General features: G+C 71.1%; 18 protein-coding genes and 1 pseudogene. 16 read left to right on the forward strand and 3 right to left on the reverse strand.

The features are described from left to right. Window positions 1-231: 231 nt before the first annotated feature. A complete protein-coding gene (locus ACQPYA_RS30955; protein ID WP_433530508.1) occupies window positions 232-438 on the reverse strand; it encodes a DUF397 domain-containing protein in 207 nt (68 codons plus the stop codon). Then, the gene (locus tag ACQPYA_RS30960) at window positions 435-1235 is read right to left on the reverse strand and encodes a helix-turn-helix domain-containing protein (protein WP_433530509.1); all 801 of its coding nucleotides are present in this window, start codon (window positions 1233-1235) and stop codon (window positions 435-437) included. The genes ACQPYA_RS30955 and ACQPYA_RS30960 overlap by 4 nt, the downstream gene beginning before the upstream one ends. Before the next feature lie 453 nt (window positions 1236-1688). Between ACQPYA_RS30960 and ACQPYA_RS30965 the strand changes: the two genes are divergently transcribed. The 13 genes and pseudogenes from ACQPYA_RS30965 to ACQPYA_RS31025 all read left to right on the forward strand — a co-directional run bounded on the left by ACQPYA_RS30965 (window position 1689) and on the right by ACQPYA_RS31025 (window position 14041). Further along, complete coding sequence (locus ACQPYA_RS30965; protein ID WP_433530510.1) at window positions 1689-1886, forward strand: hypothetical protein; 198 nt, start codon at window positions 1689-1691, stop codon at window positions 1884-1886. Window positions 1887-1959: 73 nt separating this feature from the next. Further along, window positions 1960-2727 (forward strand): flavin reductase family protein, encoded by a 768-nt coding sequence (locus tag ACQPYA_RS30970; protein ID WP_433533700.1) that lies wholly within the window; start codon window positions 1960-1962, stop codon window positions 2725-2727. Between the two features lie 190 nt (window positions 2728-2917). Beyond that, window positions 2918-3290: pseudogene (locus ACQPYA_RS30975) on the forward strand (DUF485 domain-containing protein); the annotation flags it as partial. Beyond that, entirely contained in the window at window positions 3277-4944 is a 1668-nt protein-coding gene (locus ACQPYA_RS30980; protein ID WP_433533701.1) for a solute symporter family protein, read from the forward strand. The pseudogene ACQPYA_RS30975 and the gene ACQPYA_RS30980, both read left to right, overlap by 14 nt. Window positions 4945-5060: 116 nt before the next feature. Beyond that, window positions 5061-6035, forward strand: a complete 975-nt coding sequence (locus ACQPYA_RS30985) for an NAD-dependent epimerase/dehydratase family protein (RefSeq protein WP_433530511.1) — start codon at window positions 5061-5063, stop codon at window positions 6033-6035. Window positions 6036-6103: 68 nt separating this feature from the next. Beyond that, entirely contained in the window at window positions 6104-7330 is a 1227-nt protein-coding gene (locus tag ACQPYA_RS30990) for an LCP family protein (RefSeq protein WP_433530512.1), read from the forward strand. Between the two features lie 280 nt (window positions 7331-7610). Further along, complete coding sequence (locus ACQPYA_RS30995; protein WP_433530513.1) at window positions 7611-8738, forward strand: LCP family protein; 1128 nt, start codon at window positions 7611-7613, stop codon at window positions 8736-8738. A gap of 192 nt (window positions 8739-8930) precedes the next feature. Beyond that, window positions 8931-9869, forward strand: a complete 939-nt coding sequence (locus ACQPYA_RS31000) for an LCP family protein (protein ID WP_433533702.1) — start codon at window positions 8931-8933, stop codon at window positions 9867-9869. A gap of 64 nt (window positions 9870-9933) precedes the next feature. Continuing rightward, window positions 9934-10269 carry a rhodanese-like domain-containing protein gene (locus tag ACQPYA_RS31005; protein ID WP_433530514.1) on the forward strand — a complete coding sequence of 112 codons (336 nt, stop codon included), beginning with the start codon at window positions 9934-9936 and terminating at the stop codon, window positions 10267-10269. Window positions 10270-10280: 11 nt separating this feature from the next. Beyond that, a complete protein-coding gene (locus tag ACQPYA_RS31010) occupies window positions 10281-11072 on the forward strand; it encodes a glycerophosphodiester phosphodiesterase (protein WP_433530515.1) in 792 nt (263 codons plus the stop codon). Window positions 11073-11121: 49 nt separating this feature from the next. Continuing rightward, window positions 11122-12579, forward strand: a complete 1458-nt coding sequence (locus ACQPYA_RS31015) for a PAS domain-containing sensor histidine kinase (protein ID WP_433530516.1) — start codon at window positions 11122-11124, stop codon at window positions 12577-12579. 67 nt (window positions 12580-12646) lie between these two features. Further along, window positions 12647-13060, forward strand: coding sequence for an ATP-binding protein (locus tag ACQPYA_RS31020; protein WP_433533703.1), 414 nt, complete (start codon window positions 12647-12649; stop codon window positions 13058-13060). Window positions 13061-13156: 96 nt separating this feature from the next. Then, entirely contained in the window at window positions 13157-14041 is an 885-nt protein-coding gene (locus ACQPYA_RS31025) for a DUF5926 family protein (protein WP_433530517.1), read from the forward strand. Between the two features lie 64 nt (window positions 14042-14105). Here ACQPYA_RS31025 and ACQPYA_RS31030 read toward each other — a convergent pair whose 3' ends face one another. Further along, window positions 14106-15305: an arginine deiminase gene (locus ACQPYA_RS31030; protein WP_433530518.1), complete on the reverse strand. Its 1200-nt coding sequence runs from the start codon at window positions 15303-15305 to the stop codon at window positions 14106-14108. A gap of 163 nt (window positions 15306-15468) precedes the next feature. Between ACQPYA_RS31030 and ACQPYA_RS31035 the strand changes: the two genes are divergently transcribed. The 3 genes from ACQPYA_RS31035 (at window position 15469) to ACQPYA_RS31045 (ending at window position 17551) form a co-directional block, all read left to right on the forward strand. Further along, window positions 15469-16206: a hypothetical protein gene (locus ACQPYA_RS31035; protein WP_433530519.1), complete on the forward strand. Its 738-nt coding sequence runs from the start codon at window positions 15469-15471 to the stop codon at window positions 16204-16206. A gap of 165 nt (window positions 16207-16371) precedes the next feature. Beyond that, on the forward strand, window positions 16372-16830 hold the full coding sequence (locus ACQPYA_RS31040; protein WP_433530520.1) for a PAS domain-containing protein: 459 nt from the start codon (window positions 16372-16374) through the stop codon (window positions 16828-16830). Between the two features lie 163 nt (window positions 16831-16993). Continuing rightward, window positions 16994-17551 (forward strand): hypothetical protein, encoded by a 558-nt coding sequence (locus ACQPYA_RS31045; protein ID WP_433533704.1) that lies wholly within the window; start codon window positions 16994-16996, stop codon window positions 17549-17551. Window positions 17552-17556 lie beyond the last annotated feature (5 nt).

A 17556-nucleotide genomic window follows, 5' to 3' on the forward strand; every position in this document is an offset into this window, starting at 1 on the left:
TATCCGGCGGCGATGACGCGGGAGTGCACGGCGGAGAGTTGCCACATTCGGGATCTCGTGCACGACGAGCACCCTCGGGTGGTTCAAGATCACGCTCAATCCGGGATCGAGTGGTGTCGGTTGGCTCGATCCTGGATTGAGTGGCCTCCGTCGGCGTTCGATGCCACTACATCCTGGATCGAGCGTGATCTTCGGATTCGATCTGCGCGACCGCGTCGTTGGGGGGAGCGGTCAGGGGGTGGTGCGGACCGATCCGTGCCGGGCCAGGTCGAGGAAGGAGCGCCAGGCGGTCGGTGCGAAGATCAGCGACGGACCGGAGCGGTCCTTGCTGTCCCGTACCAACACCAGCTCGGGCAGGTTGTCCGCCACCTCGACACAGTTGCCACCGGTGTCGCCGGAACGGGTCGACGTGCGCCAGCGGGGTCGGGCGGCGGTCATGGCGTCACCTTCAGCTTTCGAATCAGATCCAGCGAGGCGTTGGTGGACAGTGCTTCGCCGAGGAGGCTATCCCACTTCCGTCCGATAAGACGGACCGTCTCGGGGTCGTTCACCACGTGCCCTCGGGCGGCATTCTCCAGGTAGACCGCCTGCTCGCCGTCCGGCAGGTCGACCAGCACGAAGCCGCCGGTGAGACCGACATGTTCACCGGCACTGATCGGGACGATGTGCAGCCGGACGTCTGGTCGGTCGGCCTCCTCCAGCAGTCGGCCCACCTGCGCGTCGAGCACTACCGGGCCGCCGACCGACCGACGCACCGCCGTCTCGTCCAGCAGGAAGACGCACTGTGGTGGATCCTCCTGCCGCAACAGTTGCTGGCGCAGCAACTGTTGCCGCTCCATTCGGACCGCGACCAGCTCATCCACCATGGCCGGTGGCTGTAGCCCGCCGGCCGAGATGACTGCTCGGGCGTACTCCTCGGTCTGTAGCAGGCCCGGCACCAGACAGGGCTCGAAGGCGCGCAACCGGGTCGCCTCCTGCTCGTAGCCCCGCCACGCCGCGAACCAGGACGGGCCGCGCTCCCGGTCGGCCTCCTTGAGTAGTTCGGCGAGCAGGCCGCCGGTGTGCAGCGCCTCGTCGGAGGCCACGGCGAACTCCATCGTCGGTCGACGTCGGCCGGTTTCGATGGCGGCGATCAGCGACGGGCTCCACTTGATCAGGGCGGCCAGGCCCTCCTGGGATACACCGGCAGCGGCACGGGCGGCCTTCAACGCCCTGATCCACATCTCGAAGTTCATCACTCACCCATCTGGTAAGTACGCGAACGCGCTGGGTAGTAACCGCTGACATCCTCCCCTGCGACGAGGGCGGAGTCCAGGGTGGAATCGCGCGGCCCGGCCGGTGGAGGCGATGACCCGGCGGCCGGTCCTGCGTCGGGTCGTCCCGGTCATTCCCCCGGCCGGGGCGACCCCCGATCGAAGGAGGCCAACCCCGTGTCCAACGCATTCCGCAGGTGCCGAAACGCCGTGCTGCTGTCGTGCCACCGCTTGTCGTCGCTCAAGGCGAACCCGGACGCGGCGGCGTGGCGCCGCACGCGACGAGCCAGGACATCGGGGCCTTCGACGCCCGGAACGAGCCCGCACACCGGCCGCCCGACACCCGAGCCACACCCGCACACCGGCGGCCCGACACCCGAGCCACGCCCGCACACCGGGCGCCCGACAGCCGAGCCACGCCCAATCACAGAGTCGATGCGGGCGACGCTGGACGCCGACCCGGGCCTGGTCAACCTGCACGACGGCTGGTCTCTGGCGCCGAAGGCGCCGGGACGCCCGGCGAATCAGCTTCCGGGCTGGGCCTGCTGGCCGACAGTCGCCGAGCCCCGGCCCGGCCGGCCCGGCTGGCTCACCCTCGCGCAGACCTGGCGGGCGAACGGGGGCCGCTGGTGACCGACGCGCTGGAGAGATCAGCCCGGCACGGACGGTCGGCTCGACCATGAGCCGCTTCGTGCCGCACCTGCCGATGCGCCCACTCTGGCGTTGTCGAGCGTGCGGGGCGCACTGGCCCTGCCAACCGGCTCGACTTTCGTTGCTGGTCGAGTATCGCGAGGATCGGACCGCGCTCCTGGTGTACCTCGGCATACTGATGGTGGAGGCGCACGCCCAGCTCAGCCAGCTCAACGGGCAACTCCACCACGCTGGCCTACACGACCGCTTCCTGACCTGGGCACGCGCCCGCGAGCCGGCAGAACGGGTCACAATGTTTCACGTGAATCATGAGCCGGGTGCCCAGATCCACCACACCGACCCGTTCGCCGTGCCGGCGGGTCAACGCTCGCCCGTACGCCGGCTGCGGGGCCGGCTCGCCGCGCCGGTGACGCTCTGGACGGCGCCCGGGCCGGCTGGGCTGACGGTCTCCTCCAGCCTGGTGGCGGAGGGTGAGCCCGACCGCCTGCTCGGCCTGATCGACGCCGAGTCCGACCTGTGGGCGGCGGTCGAGGAGGCCGGGCGGTTCGCAGTCGCGCCGCTCGGCCCGCCACACCGGCAGCTCGCCGACCGGTTCGCCGGGCTGTTCCCGTCGCCCGGCGGCCTGTTCGCCACCGGGACCTGGACCGACACGCCGTACGGCCCGGTGCCGGCCGATGCCGGCGGGTGGGCGGGGTGCCGGCTCGACAGTGCCCGGGAGTACGGCTGGGCGCTGCTGGTCGAGGCGACCATCGAGGTGGTCGAGCTGGTGGCGGAGACCGACCCGTTGCTGCACTACCGGGGCCGCTACCGCGAGCTGACCTGAGCAGCCAGCACCCAGCACCGCCCGGCAGTACCGCCCGACCGGTCAACGGAGTGAGCTGGGTCACTCGGCGCAGCGATGCTGCCGTTCGGCGCATGGGTCGACCGGCACCGATCTCGGCCTTTTCCGGCGGGGAGCGCGCTTCCTACCGTGCGCGAAACTCCTGACGCCTGTGAAGGTGGTGATCCACAAGATGTCCACGGACACGCCCGCTTCCGCATCGACCGATTCGATGCCGGAGCGGTACCTCGCGGTCCAACGGTCGGACGAGTTCGCCGGGCTACGCCGCGCGTTGCGCGGTTTCGTCTTCCCGATGACCATCGCGTTCTTCCTGTGGTACGCGCTCTACGTGATCCTCTCCGCGTACGCGCGAGACTTCATGGGCACGCGCCTGTTCGGTAGCAACATCAACGTAGCGCTGGTCTTCGGCCTGCTCCAGTTCGTCTCCACCTTCCTGATCGCCTGGTTCTACTCCCGGTACGCCGACCGGAAGATCGACCCGGTGGCGGACAAGATCCGCGACGAACTCACCGGGGGTGACTCGTGAACGCCATGATCCTCGCGGCCGAGGCGGGCAACACGACCGCCCGCAACCTGACCATCGTGCTCTTCCTGGCCTTCGTGGCCGCCACTCTGGCGATCACGATCTGGGCCAGCCGGCAGACCAAGACCGCCACCGACTTCTACGCGGGCGGCCGGTCGTTCTCCGGCTTCCAGAACGGCATGGCCATCGGCGGCGACTACATGTCCGCCGCGTCCTTCCTCGGCATCGCCGGCATCATCGCGCTCTACGGCTACGACGGCTTCCTGTACTCGATCGGCTTCCTGGTGGCCTGGCTGGTGGCGCTGCTGCTGGTAGCGGAGCTGCTGCGGAACTCGGGCCGGTACACGATGGCCGACGTGCTGGCATTCCGGATGCGGCAGCGTCCGGTGCGTACGGCGGCGGCGGTCTCCACCATCACGGTGTCGATCTTCTACCTGCTGGCCCAGATGGTCGGCGCGGGCGCCCTGGTGGCGCTGCTGCTCGGCATCCGGCCCGGCACCACCTTCCTGGGCATGGGCGCGGACACCGCCAAGGTGGCGACCATCATCATGGTCGGCGCGCTCATGATCATTTACGTCACCGTGGGTGGCATGAAGGGCACCACCTACGTACAGATCGTCAAGGCGTTCCTGCTCATGGGCGGCGCGCTGCTGATGACCCTGCTGGTGCTGGCGAAGTACAAGTTCAACCTGTCGTCGCTGCTCGGTGACGCGGCGGCCAGCTCCGGGCACGGCGCAGCCTTCCTGGAACCCGGGCTACGGTACGGCGTCGAGGTGGCCGGCAACGCGACACAGACCTTCTACAACAAGGTCGACCTGCTCTCCCTCGGCATCGCCCTGGTGCTCGGCACCGCCGGCCTACCGCACATCCTGATCCGCTTCTACACCGTCCCGACGGCGAAGGCGGCCCGCAAGAGCGTGCTCTGGGCGATCGGCATCATCGGCTCCTTCTACCTGCTCACCCTGGCGCTCGGCTTCGGCGCTGCGGCGCTGGTCGGTGGCGACGCCATCCGGGAGCAGGATCGAGCCGGCAATACCGCGGCACCACAGTTGGCCGAGGCGCTCGGCATCGACTTCTTCGGCGGTGATCTCGGCGGCGCGGCCATGCTGGCGATCATCGCGGCGGTCGCCTTCGCCACCATCCTGGCGGTGGTCGCGGGGTTGACCCTGGCCTCCTCCTCCAGCCTGGCGCACGACTTCTACGCCAACGTCATCAAGCGGGGCAACACGTCGGAGCGGCAGGAGGTGAACGTCGCCCGGATTGCCGCGCTGGTGATCGGCGCGGTCGCCATCGCCCTGTCGATCTTCGCGCAGAACCTGAACGTGGCCTTCCTGGTGGCGCTGGCCTTCGCGGTGGCGGCCTCCGGCAACCTGCCGGCGATCCTCTACAGCCTCTTCTGGAAGCGGTTCAACACCTCCGGCGCGGTGTGGGCGATCTACGGCGGTCTGCTGGCCGCCGTGTTGCTGGTGTTCTTCTCGCCGGTGGTCTCCGGCGCGCCGACCGCCATGTTCCCCGACCACGACTGGCAGTGGTTCCCGCTGTCGAACCCGGGCATCCTGTCCATCCCGTTCGGCTTCCTCTGTGGCTGGATCGGCACCGTGATCTCGAAGGAGAGCGACGAGGAGAAGTACGCCGAGTTGGAGGTGCGCTCGCTCACCGGCGCGGGCGCGCACTGATCGCGGCGGGAGAGCGGCACCGCGCTTGCGGGTGCGCGCAGTAGCGCAGTGTTAAAAGGGGCCCCCGGTACGACGCCAGGCGTTAACCGGGGGCCCCTCCTTATAGGCTGGCCGGTATGAAGGTTGAGCAGCGTTTTGGCCCCGGTCACCGCATCCTGGTCACCGGTGGCGCCGGCTTCGTGCCGTCACACTTGGTGGATGTGCTGATCGGACGTGGCGCCGCGGTGGTCGTGCTGGACAACTTCGTCACCGGGTCGAAGGAGAACGTCGCCCACCTGCTCGACACGCCGACCTTCACCCTGGTGGAGGCCGACGTCTCCGAGGGGCTGCCGGCCCATCCGGCGCTGGCCGAGCGGTTCGACGCGATCCTGCACATGGCCTCGCCGGCCAGCCCGACCGACTTCGAGAAGCTGCCGGTGGAGATCCTGCGGGTGGGCTCGGTGGCCACCCTGCACCTGCTGGAGCGCGCGGCCACCGACGGCGCCCGGTTCCTGCTGGCCTCCACCTCCGAGGCGTACGGGGACCCGAAGGAGCACCCGCAGCGGGAGACGTACTGGGGCAACGTCAACCCGATCGGCGTCCGCAGCGTGTACGACGAGGCCAAGCGCTTCTCCGAGGCGGCGACGATGGCGTACCGCCGCAGCCGGGGAGTGGACACGGCGATCGTCCGCATCTTCAACACCTACGGCCCGCGGATGCGGCCGGACGACGGCCGGGCGATCCCGACCTTCATCTCCCAGGCGCTGCGCGGCGAGCCGATCACGGTGCACGGCACCGGCAACCAGACCCGCTCGATCTGCTACGTGGCGGACCTCGTCCGCGGCATCCTGCTGCTGCTGGACTCGACCGAGAGCGGCCCGGTCAACTGCGGCACCGAGCACGAGATGAGCATGCGGGAACTGGCTGAGACGATCGTGTCGCTCTGTGATAGCAAGTCCGAGGTGACGTTCGTCACTCGCGGCGCGGACGATCCGGAGATGCGCCGGCCGGACCTCACCCTCGCCCGCAAACTGCTCGGGTACGAACCGTCCGTGACGCCCGAGGTGGGCCTTGAACGCACGATCGAGCACTTCCGCGAGCAGTTAGGGTAACCAGCCTCCGACACGACGCGGCTCCTGACCGAGGGCGACACTGGCCGAGGCTACGTACCCTGAGTTACATGGCAGCCACCATCCCCGTCGCACTGCCGCTCCCCCGCCTGCACCGCAGTGCCGGTCGCGCGGCGGTACCAGGTCCAGGCCGGCGCGCGCCCGCCGCCGGTACGGCCGAGACCCGCTGGCATCCGTCGTACGACGACGAGCCGGCCAACCCGGGCGGGCCGGGAGGTCCGCGTGGGCCGGTGGGTCCGGGCGGGCCCGGCGGCGGGCACCCGCCGCGGGGGCGGCGACCGCGCTGGCGGCGGATCGCCCTGGTGGCCGGCGTCGCCCTGCTCGTGCTGGCGCTGGTCGGCGGTACCGGCGCGTGGTTCTACGCCCGCAGCCTCAACAACAACCTGGCCCGGACCGACCCGTTCTCCGAGATCACCGAGGGCCGGCCGGCCAGGTCCGTGAACGGCGCGTTGAACATCCTGCTGGTGGGCACCGACTCGCGGGACCCGGACGCACCGATGGACCGGGCCGGCGAGTGGCGCGCCGACACGATCATCGTCATGCACATCCCCGCCGACCACCAGGAGGCGTACCTCGTCTCCATCCCGCGGGACCTTTACGTGCCGATCCCGGAGAGCGCCGGCGCGGCCTGCGACTCGGGCCAGCGGCGCAAGATCAACGCAGCGTTCGCCTTCGGCGGGCTACCGCTGGCGGTACGCACCGTCGAGTGCTTCACCGACGTGCACATCGACCACGTGATGGCGCTCGACTTCGCCGGCTTCAAGCAGGTCACCGATGCCGTCGGCGGGGTCGACCTGAAGGTGGAGCGGACCATCACCTCGATCCACAAGCCATACCGGAAGTTCACCAAGGGCACCAACCACATGAACGGCGCCGAGGCCCTGGACTGGATCCGTCAGCGTAAGCAGTTCCCCGACGGCGACTTCGCCCGGATGCGCCACCAGCAGGAGTTCCTGCGGGCCCTGCTGGACAAGGCGGCGAGCACGGGCACGCTGACCAACCCGAAGAAGCTCAACGCCTTCCTCCGGTCGGTGACCGACGCGGCCACCGTCGACAAGGAGTTCTCGCTGACCGACATGGCGCTCCAGTTCCGCAACCTGCGGGGCGAGAACCTGACCTTCGTGACCAGCCCGCACCTGGGCAGCCAGACCATCAACGGCGAGTCGGTGGTCGTCTCCGACCGGGAGAACGCCCTGGCCATGTACCGGGCGATGGCCGCCGACACGATGGCCGACTGGGTACGCGCGAACAAGGAGCCGGCCTCCGGCAACGGCTGAGTTACTGCCGGTCGCCCTTAGCCCGGTGCCCAACCTGAAGATTCTCTGTGAACCAACCGCCGAACGTCTATTTGGGTCTGCACGTTCGGCCATTTCAGCTGGATGACGCGGCGGAGAACGGCGACTGGACATCGATCGAACTCGCCATGGCGGGAATGCGTACGTAAAGTGTTCCCGCCCCCCAAGAGAACACGAACTGGAGCACGCATTGCCGGTTCACAGCCCCTCCCTCCTCGAACCGCCTCGCGCATCCGCCACCCCGCCGCCGCCCAAGGGCAAGGTGCCTTCCGGCAAAGCCGGCAAGGGCGGCAAGGGTCGCGGCCGGCGGAAGGACCCGCTCTGGGCCCGACTCACCGTGGTCCTCGGCGCCGTGCTGATGATGACCAGCGGCCTCGCCATCGTCGGCAGCAAGGCGGTGATCAGCCAGGCCACCGGCAGCATCTCCCAGCGCAACCTGATCGGCGACGCGGGCAAGACGACGGCCGAGGGCGGTGGTGACCTCAAGGGACCGATCGACCTGCTGCTGCTCGGCGTGGACGCCCGGGAGCGGTGGGCCGCCGACGACGTCCGGGCGGACAGCATCATCGTGCTGCACATCCCGGCCACCCACGACCAGGCCTACCTGATCTCGATTCCCCGGGACACCGAGGCGCGGATCCCGGCCTTCGCGAAGACCGGGTACCCGGGAGGCTCGGGCAAGATCAACGCGGCCTTCCAGTTCGGAGCCCGCAACGACGGCGGCTGGGAGGGCGGCGCCCAACTGATGGCGCAGACCATCAAGGGCATGACCGGCGTCAGCTTCGACGGTGCGGCCATCATCAACTTCGGTGGCTTCAAGAACGTGATCGACGCTCTCGGCTCGGTGCGGATCTGCCCCAAGCAGGAGGTCAAGTCGGCCCACATGTCGTACGTCGACGGCAAGGCGATGTGGAACGCGGACGCCAAGAAGACCGGCAAGGCGAGGACTCCGGTGGTCCACAAGAAGGGCTGCCAGGAGATGGAGGGCTGGGCGGCACTGGACTTCTCCCGCCAGCGTTACGGCCTCAAGAACAGCGACTACGACCGCCAGCAGAATCAGCAGCAGCTGATCAAGGCGATGGCGAAGAAGGCCAGCCAGAACGGCACGCTGACCAACCCCATCAAGCTGAACGAGCTGATCAAGGCCGCGGGCAAGGCGTTCATCCTGGACACCGGGGGCGTCTCGGTGGAGGACTTCGTCTTCACCATGCGCGGGGTCACCGGCAACGAATTGATCATGCTCAAGACCAACGGTGGCACGTACAACGCCGCGGGCAACGGCAACGAGGCGCTCAGCGAGCAGACCCTGGACATGTTCCGCGCGGTCCGGCAGGACAAGCTCGCCGAGTTCGTCTTCTACAACCCCGAGGTGATCTCGTCCCGCAAGTGACCGGGGCGATCCCCGCCGATCCTGCACACCGTCGGTGACGCTCCCGTAGCCTGAACATGAGGAGTATTCGTGTTCCGGCTACGGGAGGGCGTCACGGCCAGATCGGCGCGCGGCGGCGGAGAGCGGACAGCGGGCGGTGACCCGGGACGCCCGCGCTGGCCCCGCGTACTGCTCGGGATCGGGCTGGCGGTGGTGCTGCTGGCCACGGTCGCCGTGGTCGGGCTCCGGGTGCTCACCGCCCGCTACGAGCGCACCATCACGAAGGCGCAACTGCTCGACCCGACCGCCCGCGCCGGCCGCACCGACCTGGACGGCCCGCTCAACTACCTGCTCGTCGGCTCGGACCGCCGGCCCGACGACACCGGGTCGCAGCAGCGCACCGACACCATCCTGATCGTGCACGTTCCGGCCGGGCTACGCGAGGGCTACCTGGTCTCCGTGCCACGCGACCTGCTGGTCAGCATCCCACCCGGCAGCGGCTACCCCGGCGGCGAAGACAAGGTCAACACCGCCTACGAGTACGGCGGGGGCGGGCAGGCCGGGGCGCGGCTGCTCTCGGCCACCCTGGCCGGGCTCACCGGGATCCGCTTCGACGGTGCCGCCCTGGTCGACTTCGCCGGCCTACGCAGCGTGATCGACCTGCTCGGTGGGGTGAACATGTGCGTACGGACCGAGGTGCGGTCGATCCACACCAAGCGGGTCTTCCATCCCGGCTGCCAGCAGATGGACGGCGCGCAGGCGCTCGACTACGTGCGCCAGCGCTACGACCTGCCCGGCGGCGACTACGACCGGCAGACCAACCAACAGCAGTTGCTGGGGGCCATGCTCGACCGTGCCGGCGAGACCCGGCTGCGCAGCAACCCGGTCCAGCTCCACAAGCTCATCCAGGCGGTCGGCGGCTCCCTGACCCTGGACACCAACGGGAGGCCGGTGGAGGACCTGCTGCTCGCCCTGCACGGCCTCTCCACCGACGCGCTGCGCGGCGTGCAGGTGCCGTCGTACCCGCAGACCATCGACCAGGTGTCGTACGTCGTGCTCGACAACGGCGGCGACGGGTTGTTCGAGGCGGTACGCGGCACCCGGATGCCGCAGTGGGCCGGTGCCCATCCACGCTGGGTGACCCGACTCTGACCGCGCCGGCCGGTCGCGTGCCGGCCGCGACGGTCGCCGGAACGAGGTTCTAGGCTTGGTACCCGTGTTCGGACCTCAGATACCCACCGTGACCATTCCCGAGATCACCGACGGCACCTACCTGCTCGACGTCCGGGAGGACGACGAGTGGGCCGCCGGCCACGCGCCAAGCGCCCACCACCTGCCGATGATGGAGTTGCCGGCCCGCCTCGCCGAGGTCCCGACCGACCAGGACGTCGCCGTCATCTGCCGCTCCGGCGGGCGCTCCGCCCAGGTCGTCGCGTACCTCATGCGCAACGGGTGGGAGCAGGTGCGCAACGTCGAGGGCGGGATGGGCGCCTGGGACGCCGCCGGACGGCCGGTCGTCGGCACGGACGGGCAGCCGGGCCGGGTTCTGTAGGACGGGACCGGATGGCTGCACCTCTTGTCTTCGCGCACCGTGGCGCGTCGTACGACCTGCCGGAGCACACCCTCGCCGCCTACCTGCGCGCCATCGAGGAGGGCGCGGACGGGCTGGAGTGCGACGTCCGGCTGACCCGCGACGGGCACCTGGTCTGCGTACACGATCGCCGGCTGGACCGGACCAGCAACGGCCGTGGGCTGGTCAGCGCGCGTACCCTGGCCGAGCTGGACGAGCTCAACTTCGGCTCCTGGCACCCGGGCTGCGTACCCGCCGACGGCGACGAGGTGCTCGACGACTCGCACACCCGGCTGCTCACCCTCGAACGGCTGCTGGCGGCGGTCCTCGCCGCCGGGCGGCCGGTTCGGCTGCTGGTGGAGACCAAGCACCCGTCCCGCTACGGCGGCGACGTGGAGCGCCGGCTGGTCGCGCTGCTGCGCCGGTACGGCCTGCTCGAACCGGGTCCGGACGATCCGGTACGGGTGACGGTGATGTCCTTCTCGCCGCTGGCCGTACGCCGGATCCGGGCCCTGGCCCCCGCGCTGCCGACCGTGCTGCTGCTGGAAGTGCTGCCCCGCTGGCTGCGCCTGGGCCGGCTGCCGTTCGGCGCCGGCATCGCCGGCCCCGGGGTCGGCCTGGTGCGGGCCCGCCCCGCGCTGGTGCCGTCGCTGCGGGCCGCCGGCAACCAGGTGTACGTCTGGACCGTGAACGAGCCGGACGACCTCGATCTCGTGTTGGCCGCCGGGGTGGACGGCGTGATCACCGACCGTCCGGCGCAGACTCTCGCCCGGCTGCGGGGGTGAACCACTCGGGGGTGCCCACGCAGGTGGGCGACAGTGCACACTCGGTGTCATGCCGGAGCGCACCGACTACTCGGCTCTCATCGCCGGACACACCGTCGTCATCGAAATGATCAACTCGGGCGACGCCGGACTGCCGGTCCTCAACCAGTTACTGAGAGTGGCGCAACCGGCGCTCGGCGCGGCGGGCATGGCTTTCGTGGAGTTCGCGCCGAGCGGCGGCCGGGTGATCGCCGCCACCGGCGCCGCCGAGTGGACCGTCGGCCGGCCGCTGCCGGCGAGTGACCCGGCCACCGTCTGCCTGCTCTCCGGCCCGCGGGTGCAGTGCGTACGGACCGGTCACCTCAGCAACCAGCTCGGCGTCGAGCTGGCCGAGCGCGGCCTGCGGCGGATGGTGGTCTCCCGAGCGGAGATCGGCGGGCACACCGTCGGCAGCCTGCACGCGCTCTACCCGGCCGGTGTCGACGAGCCCACCGCGGAACAGCGGGGGGTGGTCGGCTACCTCGGCTCCTGCATCGCCCACATGTACGGCGACCAGAGCGGCCTCCCCGTGCACGGCGACGGGCCGGTGGTGGCGGCGCTCGCCGACGGGTTGGCCGTCGTCGACCGGGACGCCCACGTCCGGCTCTGGAATCCGGCCGCGGCCGAGGTCACCGGACGATCCTCGACCGAGGCGCTCAGCAAGCCGCTGCCCTTCCCGCTGCCGCCCTCCGGGCAGGTCCTCGACCACCGGCTGCCGGACGGGCGGTGGCTGCGGATCACCTCGGGCGAGCTGCCCGGTCCGGGCACCCTGCGGGTGGTCACCTTCCGGGACATCACCGACCAGCAGCGCCACGACCACGAGCGGGACCTCTTCGTGGCAGTCACCAGCCACGAGCTCCGTACCCCGGTGACCGTCATCAAGGGGTACGCGGACACCCTCACCGACCACTGGGAGTCGCTGAGCGAGACCGACCGCCGGCAGGCGGCCCGGGTGATCGGGCAGCGCGCCAACGAGCTGGCCCGGCTGCTCGACCGGCTGCTCACCTCCGCCGCCGAGGCGTGGCCGGGTGATGGTCCGCCGGCCCCTTTCGACCTCGGCGAGACGCTGCGGGCCGCAGTCGCCGACCTGCCCTCGGAGCTGCGTCGCCGGGCCACCCTCCTGGTGCCGTCCCAACTGCCCAGGGCGGTCGGCCACCGGCAGAGCCTGGCCACCGTGCTGACCGAGCTGGCCACGAACGCCGGCAAGTACTCCCCACCCGGCTCCCCGATCGAGATCAGCGCGGGGGCGGACGGTCAGACCGTCTGCTTCCGGGTCAGCGACCGCGGCATCGGCGTACGCCCGGAGCACGTGGAACGGGCCTTCGACCGGTTCTGGCAGGGCGACTCCGGCGACCGGCGTCGCTATCCCGGCACCGGTCTCGGCCTCTATCTCGTCCGCCGGATCGTTGAACAGCAGAATGGCTGGGTATTCCTCCGACCGAGGACAGGTGGGGGTACGGTCGCAGAGGTGCGGCTGCCCCGCAGGTGAATGGTGGGATCACCGGGGCGGAAGAGGGGCGGAAGTGTCGACGGGAGCGGTCGAACGAGCATGGTGCGTGGTGGTGCCGCACCACGCCAGCGGGGCTCGGGCCGCCCGGCACCGGCTCGCCGCCGAGCTGGCCGAGGCCGTGTCCGCGGCGGTGCTGGCGGATCTGGTCGCGGTCCTGGCCGAGCTGGTGGGCAACGCCGTCCGGCACGCCGACCCGCTGCCGGGCGGGGTGGTCCGGGTGGCCTGGCGGCTGCGGACCACGCCCGAAGGGGCACAGGTCCGGCTGCAGGTCACTGACGGCGGCGCCGGGGGCGGCCCGCGGATCCGCCCGGCGGACGCCGACGCGGCCGACGGCCGTGGCCTGCACATCGTTTCCGGCCTGGCCAGCCGATGGGGTGTGGAACGCGACGGCCTCGGCCAGAGCGTCTGGGCCGACTTCGACCCCGTCCCCGACCGGCCGGGCCTGCTGACCGCCGGCTGAGCCCGGCTCACCGGAGCCATCCTCGGCGGCCGGACGCCACCGTGGGAGGCGGGTCTTTCCACCATCGCCCTGCCGGGGCCTCTAGGCTGTGTCGCCGTGAGCAAGCGTCGAAAGAACCAACGGGCCGCCGAGTCGACCGGCAAGCGGGAGCGGGTGCGGGACATCTTCGTCCCCCGGCCCTTCGAGGGGCTGGCCGACGAGCCGGAATGGATCGCCCTCCGGGAGCTGGTCCCCGCTGCCTCCGCGCCACTGCGCCTCAACCCGGCGCTGGTGGAGGAGTACGGCGACCGGTCGATCACGCTGGCCACCGTGCTGCCGATGGCCGCGCCCGCGATGAGCCGAACGGACGGGCACATCCTGGTCGGGCTCCAACGGCACCTACAGTCCGGCGACGTCTCCCGTGACCTGGCCGAGTCGCTGCTCAGCGCGCTGCGGGTCGAGCCGGGTGCCCCGGTTCCGGTGCCACCGCTGCCCGGCCCGGGCCCCCGGCTCCAGGACATCCTGGTTGACGGCCCGTTGGAGATCACCCTGCACGAGGGCTTCGAGTTCTGGTTGGCCCCGGAGGCCGCCGGCGACCCGACCGTGCAGGCGTCCCTGGAACGTGCCAATGCCGCGATCTATCCCACCGTACGGCTGGCTGCCGCCCGGGCGGCGTACTGGTGCCGGGTGCCGGAGAAGGCCCACGTGCGCTGGGTGCTGCCCGAGGACGAGGAGGCCGCCCTGGACGCGTTGGCCCGGCTGAGCGCCGCCGGTTCGCTGACCCTCGGCGAGGGGACCAGGTTCGCCGGCATGTTCCGTGCCCACGGGCGGCTGGTGCCGGTGTGGGACCTGCCCGAGGACGCCCCGGCCGGCGACTGGGAGGACCCGGTGGCCGACTTCGCCAAGCGGTACGCCGATGCCCTGGCGGAGGCCGGTCCGCTCGACGCGGCTGCCCGCCGCTCCCGACAGGGTCTGCTCGGCCGCCAACTCACCCTGCGCTGACCCCCGCCTTCGGTGTTAAGAAGGGGCCCCTGCTCTACCGCAGGCGTTAATAGGGGGCCCTTCCTTACTCCCGGAGCAGGGGGCAGGACATGCAGCGGGGGCCGCCGCGGCCGGAGCCGAGTTCGGAGCCGGCAATCGGGATGACCTCGATACCGGCCCGTTCGAGCTGTGCGTTGGTCTCGACGTTGCGTTCGTAGCCGACGCAGAGTCGGGGCGCCAGCGCCAGGGTGTTGTTGCCGTCGTCCCACTGTTCCCGCTCGGCGGTGACCGGGTCGAGCCCGGTGTCGATCACCCGGAGCTGGTCCAGGTCCATCGCGTCGGCGGCGGCGCGCAGGAACGGCGCTGGCCCGTCCACCCGCGGGTCGTCGCCGTCCGCGCCGGCGATCACGGTGTACGCCGACAGCGTGCTGGCGACGTTCGGATACATCAGCACCGCGTCGACGTCGACCATGGTGCAGACGGTGTCCAGGTGCATGGTGGCCCGCTCCTGGGCGATCGGGACGACGAGGATGGTGTGCGCGAGCCCGGCCGCGAAGACCTTGCGGCCCAGCCGTTCGGCGCCGGCCGGGGTGGTTCGCTCGCCCACCCCGACGGCCAGCACGCCGGGGGCCAGGAGCAGCACGTCGCCGCCCTCCAGGTGCTCCAGCTCGGGCCGGTAGACGAACTCGGTGCCGGCGAAGCGCGGGTGATGCCGGTAGATCGCGTCGGTCAGCGTGGTCTCCCGCCGCCGGGCGGGCATGGCCAGGCTGGTCACCCCCACCCGGTCGCGGATCCACAGTGACGAGTCGCGGGTGAACAACAGGTTCGGCAGCGGGTCGATGACGAAGTCGTGGCGGTCCATCAGGGTGTAGACCAGGCCGCCGTGACGGTCCCCGCCGAGTCGCAGTTCCTCGTGGGCCAGACCGGCGACGAGGACCCCGGCGAGCGCGGCCGGGTCGAGGTACGTCAGGTGCGCGGCGACCCGTGCGCGCAGGGCGTCGCCGAGCCGGGGCGAGCTGAGCACCTGCTCGGTCAGCTCGGCCCTCGCGTCCGGCGCGGCCAACGTCTCGGTGAGCAGGTCTGTGAGATACAGCACCTCGACGCCGTGCTCGCGCAACCGGCCGGCGAAGGCGTCGTGCTCCTCCTGCGCGCGGCCCACCCACGGGATCGCGTCGAACAGCAGGGAGTCGTTGTTTCGCGGGGTGAGCCGGGCGAGTTCCGGTCCCGGCCGATGCAACAGCACGGTGCCGAGCCGACCGACCTCACTGTCCACGTAGTGGGTCACTCTCGAAGCGTAGGGCAGGGTTTGGCGGTATCCGGTAAAACGACTCTGGGTGAATGTGGCATTCATCCACAGTCATTCCGGCGCTCCGTCTTGCCGACCACCCGGAGTGGCAACGTAGGGTAGTGATAACGTAACTTCGAGGGACCTTTTGCCGGAGGTCGCGATGACTGTCTTCCCCGCTCGTCGAGCCGTACCGTCTGCCCGGGCACTGCCGCCCGTGGCGGTGCCGCATCCCAGGGTGGAGTCGCCGGGGGGGATCGCGGCCCCCCGTCCGTCCCCGCTGGAGTGGGCCCGCCGTCGCCGGGCCGAGCGGGGTGCTCGGCGGCTGGAGGCGGCCGGTGCCCGCGCGGTCGGCCAGCTCGACCATCTCGGGCCGGCATGGCACGTCATCGACTGGCCGCGCACGGACGCCGCCGACGCCCTGCTGGACGACAGCGACGACCGGGCCGGGTTCCTCGCCATCGGCCCGAGCGGGCTGTTCGCCGTCACCATCGCCGACCACGGTCGGGCCCGGGTCCTGGTCGCCGGCGACGTGGTGCAGATCAACGGCAAGCGACCGCCGTATGTGACCGAGGCCCGCCGCGACGCCAGACGGGCCAGCAAGGCGCTCACCGCGGCGGTGGGCCACCCGATCCCGGTGACGCCGGTGCTCACCTTCGTGGGCTCCGGCGTCATCAGCGTCTACGGCCTGCCCAAGGACTGTCTCATGGCGACCCACCGGGAGCTTGACCGGCTGCTCGTCGCCGCCGGCAACCGGATCAGTCCGGCCACCGCCGAAAAGCTGTCCCGGGTGGCACAGCACCCGGGTACCTGGATGAACGGCACGTACGCACCAGCGGCGGACTACCGGTGGTACGAGGACGGCCGAACGGCCGCTGACAAGCCGGCCACCCGCCGGTAACGTCTGCGGCGACGCCACGCGGCCGGGCCCGGCCCAGCAACCGCGGCCCGCGCCGGCGCCGACCGGGCGCCGATCAGCACCGATGGCCCGGACGCCCAGCGCGGTCGGCGGTTGCCGCGGCGACCGGCTAGCGTGGACGTATCGTCGGTGTGCATAGGAGGCGCGGTGGCCCACGTCGAACTCTCGCTCTCGGAAGTGTTCGCGCCCGCGCCGGGGACACCGACAGAGCAGGGGTACGACAACATCGGCCGATGGTCGGTCACGGTCTCCAGCGCCGACGAGCCCTGCCTGCTGATCGACGCCGACACCCGGGTGGTGGCCGTCTCCACCGCCGGTTGCGAGTTGCTCGGCCTGGGCGCACCGGAAGACGTCATCGGGCTGCCGCTGCTCGACGGCGGGCTGCGGCTACTGGACTTCACCGCGTACCGGGGCGAGCTGGCCAACCCCGAGATCGACAAGATTCCGCCACTGCTGGCGCTCTCCTCCGGCCGCCTGGCCCGCGGCCTGCTCCGCATCGGGGCGGCAACGGAGGGGGCGTCCGACGCGACCGTCGACGCCATCTCCACGCCGGTGCTCACCGACGGGGCCGTGGCCGGCTCGCTCACCTTCTTCTCCGAGGTCTGACCCGCGGCAGCGGCGGATCCTCGTACGATGGGCTCTGCCGCCGGCCCACCCACGACGCTCCCCGCTCCCCCATCGAGGACCGCCCGTGCCCCCCAATTCGCTCTGTCCCGCCGCTGCCGGACCTCAGCCCGACGCTCCCGGCCGGCACCGCCCCCTGCGGCGGCTGCCCGCCGTCGTGCTGCTGGCCGCGCTGCTGCTCGCCGGGTGCGGCGAGCCACCGGAATTGCGCGACGGCTCGCGGGGCCTGCCGACCCGGGCGGCGACCCCGAGCGCGACCGGGGCGATCACACCGACCCCGACGCTCGTCACCGAGTTGCCCGGTGCCGCTCCGCCCACCCCGTCGGCCGAGGCCGGGCTGGTGGCGGTCGCCTGCCAGGGCGGGCCGTCGCAACAGCAGATCACCGATCTGGTCCGGGGCCGCAGCGGACTCCTTCCCCGCAACGCCAAGGTGGCCGTCCGCACCGGCCCGATGTGCGCGGCCGACTGGCACTTCACCCTCCTCGACGTGACCGGCTACGAGCCGCTTCAGGTGGTCACCCGGGACCAGGCCGGCACCCTGCGCCTGGTCACCGCCGGCACCGACGTGTGCTCGGTCGAGGTACGCGTGGCCGGCCCGATCGGCATCCGGACGCTCGCCTGCGGCGACGACGTACCGGGCGGCGTGCCGGTGCCCGTGCCCACACCGACGCCATCGGCGTCATCGCCGACGCCGGGTGCGTAGGCTGA

The sequence above is a fragment of the Micromonospora sp. CA-263727 genome (assembly GCF_050942455.1).
GTDB lineage: Bacteria > Actinomycetota > Actinomycetes > Mycobacteriales > Micromonosporaceae > Micromonospora.

Coding starts and splice junctions, on each gene's coding strand:
- ACQPYA_RS30955 (WP_433530508.1), bottom strand. CDS start 438: ATGACCGCCGCCCGACCCCGCTGGCGCACGTCGACCCGTTCCGGCGAC.
- ACQPYA_RS30960 (WP_433530509.1), bottom strand. CDS start 1,235: ATGAACTTCGAGATGTGGATCAGGGCGTTGAAGGCCGCCCGTGCCGCT.
- ACQPYA_RS30965 (WP_433530510.1), top strand. CDS start 1,689: ATGCGGGCGACGCTGGACGCCGACCCGGGCCTGGTCAACCTGCACGAC.
- ACQPYA_RS30970 (WP_433533700.1), top strand. CDS start 1,960: ATGCGCCCACTCTGGCGTTGTCGAGCGTGCGGGGCGCACTGGCCCTGC.
- ACQPYA_RS30980 (WP_433533701.1), top strand. CDS start 3,277: ATGATCCTCGCGGCCGAGGCGGGCAACACGACCGCCCGCAACCTGACC.
- ACQPYA_RS30985 (WP_433530511.1), top strand. CDS start 5,061: ATGAAGGTTGAGCAGCGTTTTGGCCCCGGTCACCGCATCCTGGTCACC.
- ACQPYA_RS30990 (WP_433530512.1), top strand. CDS start 6,104: ATGGCAGCCACCATCCCCGTCGCACTGCCGCTCCCCCGCCTGCACCGC.
- ACQPYA_RS31010 (WP_433530515.1), top strand. CDS start 10,281: ATGGCTGCACCTCTTGTCTTCGCGCACCGTGGCGCGTCGTACGACCTG.
- ACQPYA_RS31015 (WP_433530516.1), top strand. CDS start 11,122: ATGCCGGAGCGCACCGACTACTCGGCTCTCATCGCCGGACACACCGTC.
- ACQPYA_RS31035 (WP_433530519.1), top strand. CDS start 15,469: ATGACTGTCTTCCCCGCTCGTCGAGCCGTACCGTCTGCCCGGGCACTG.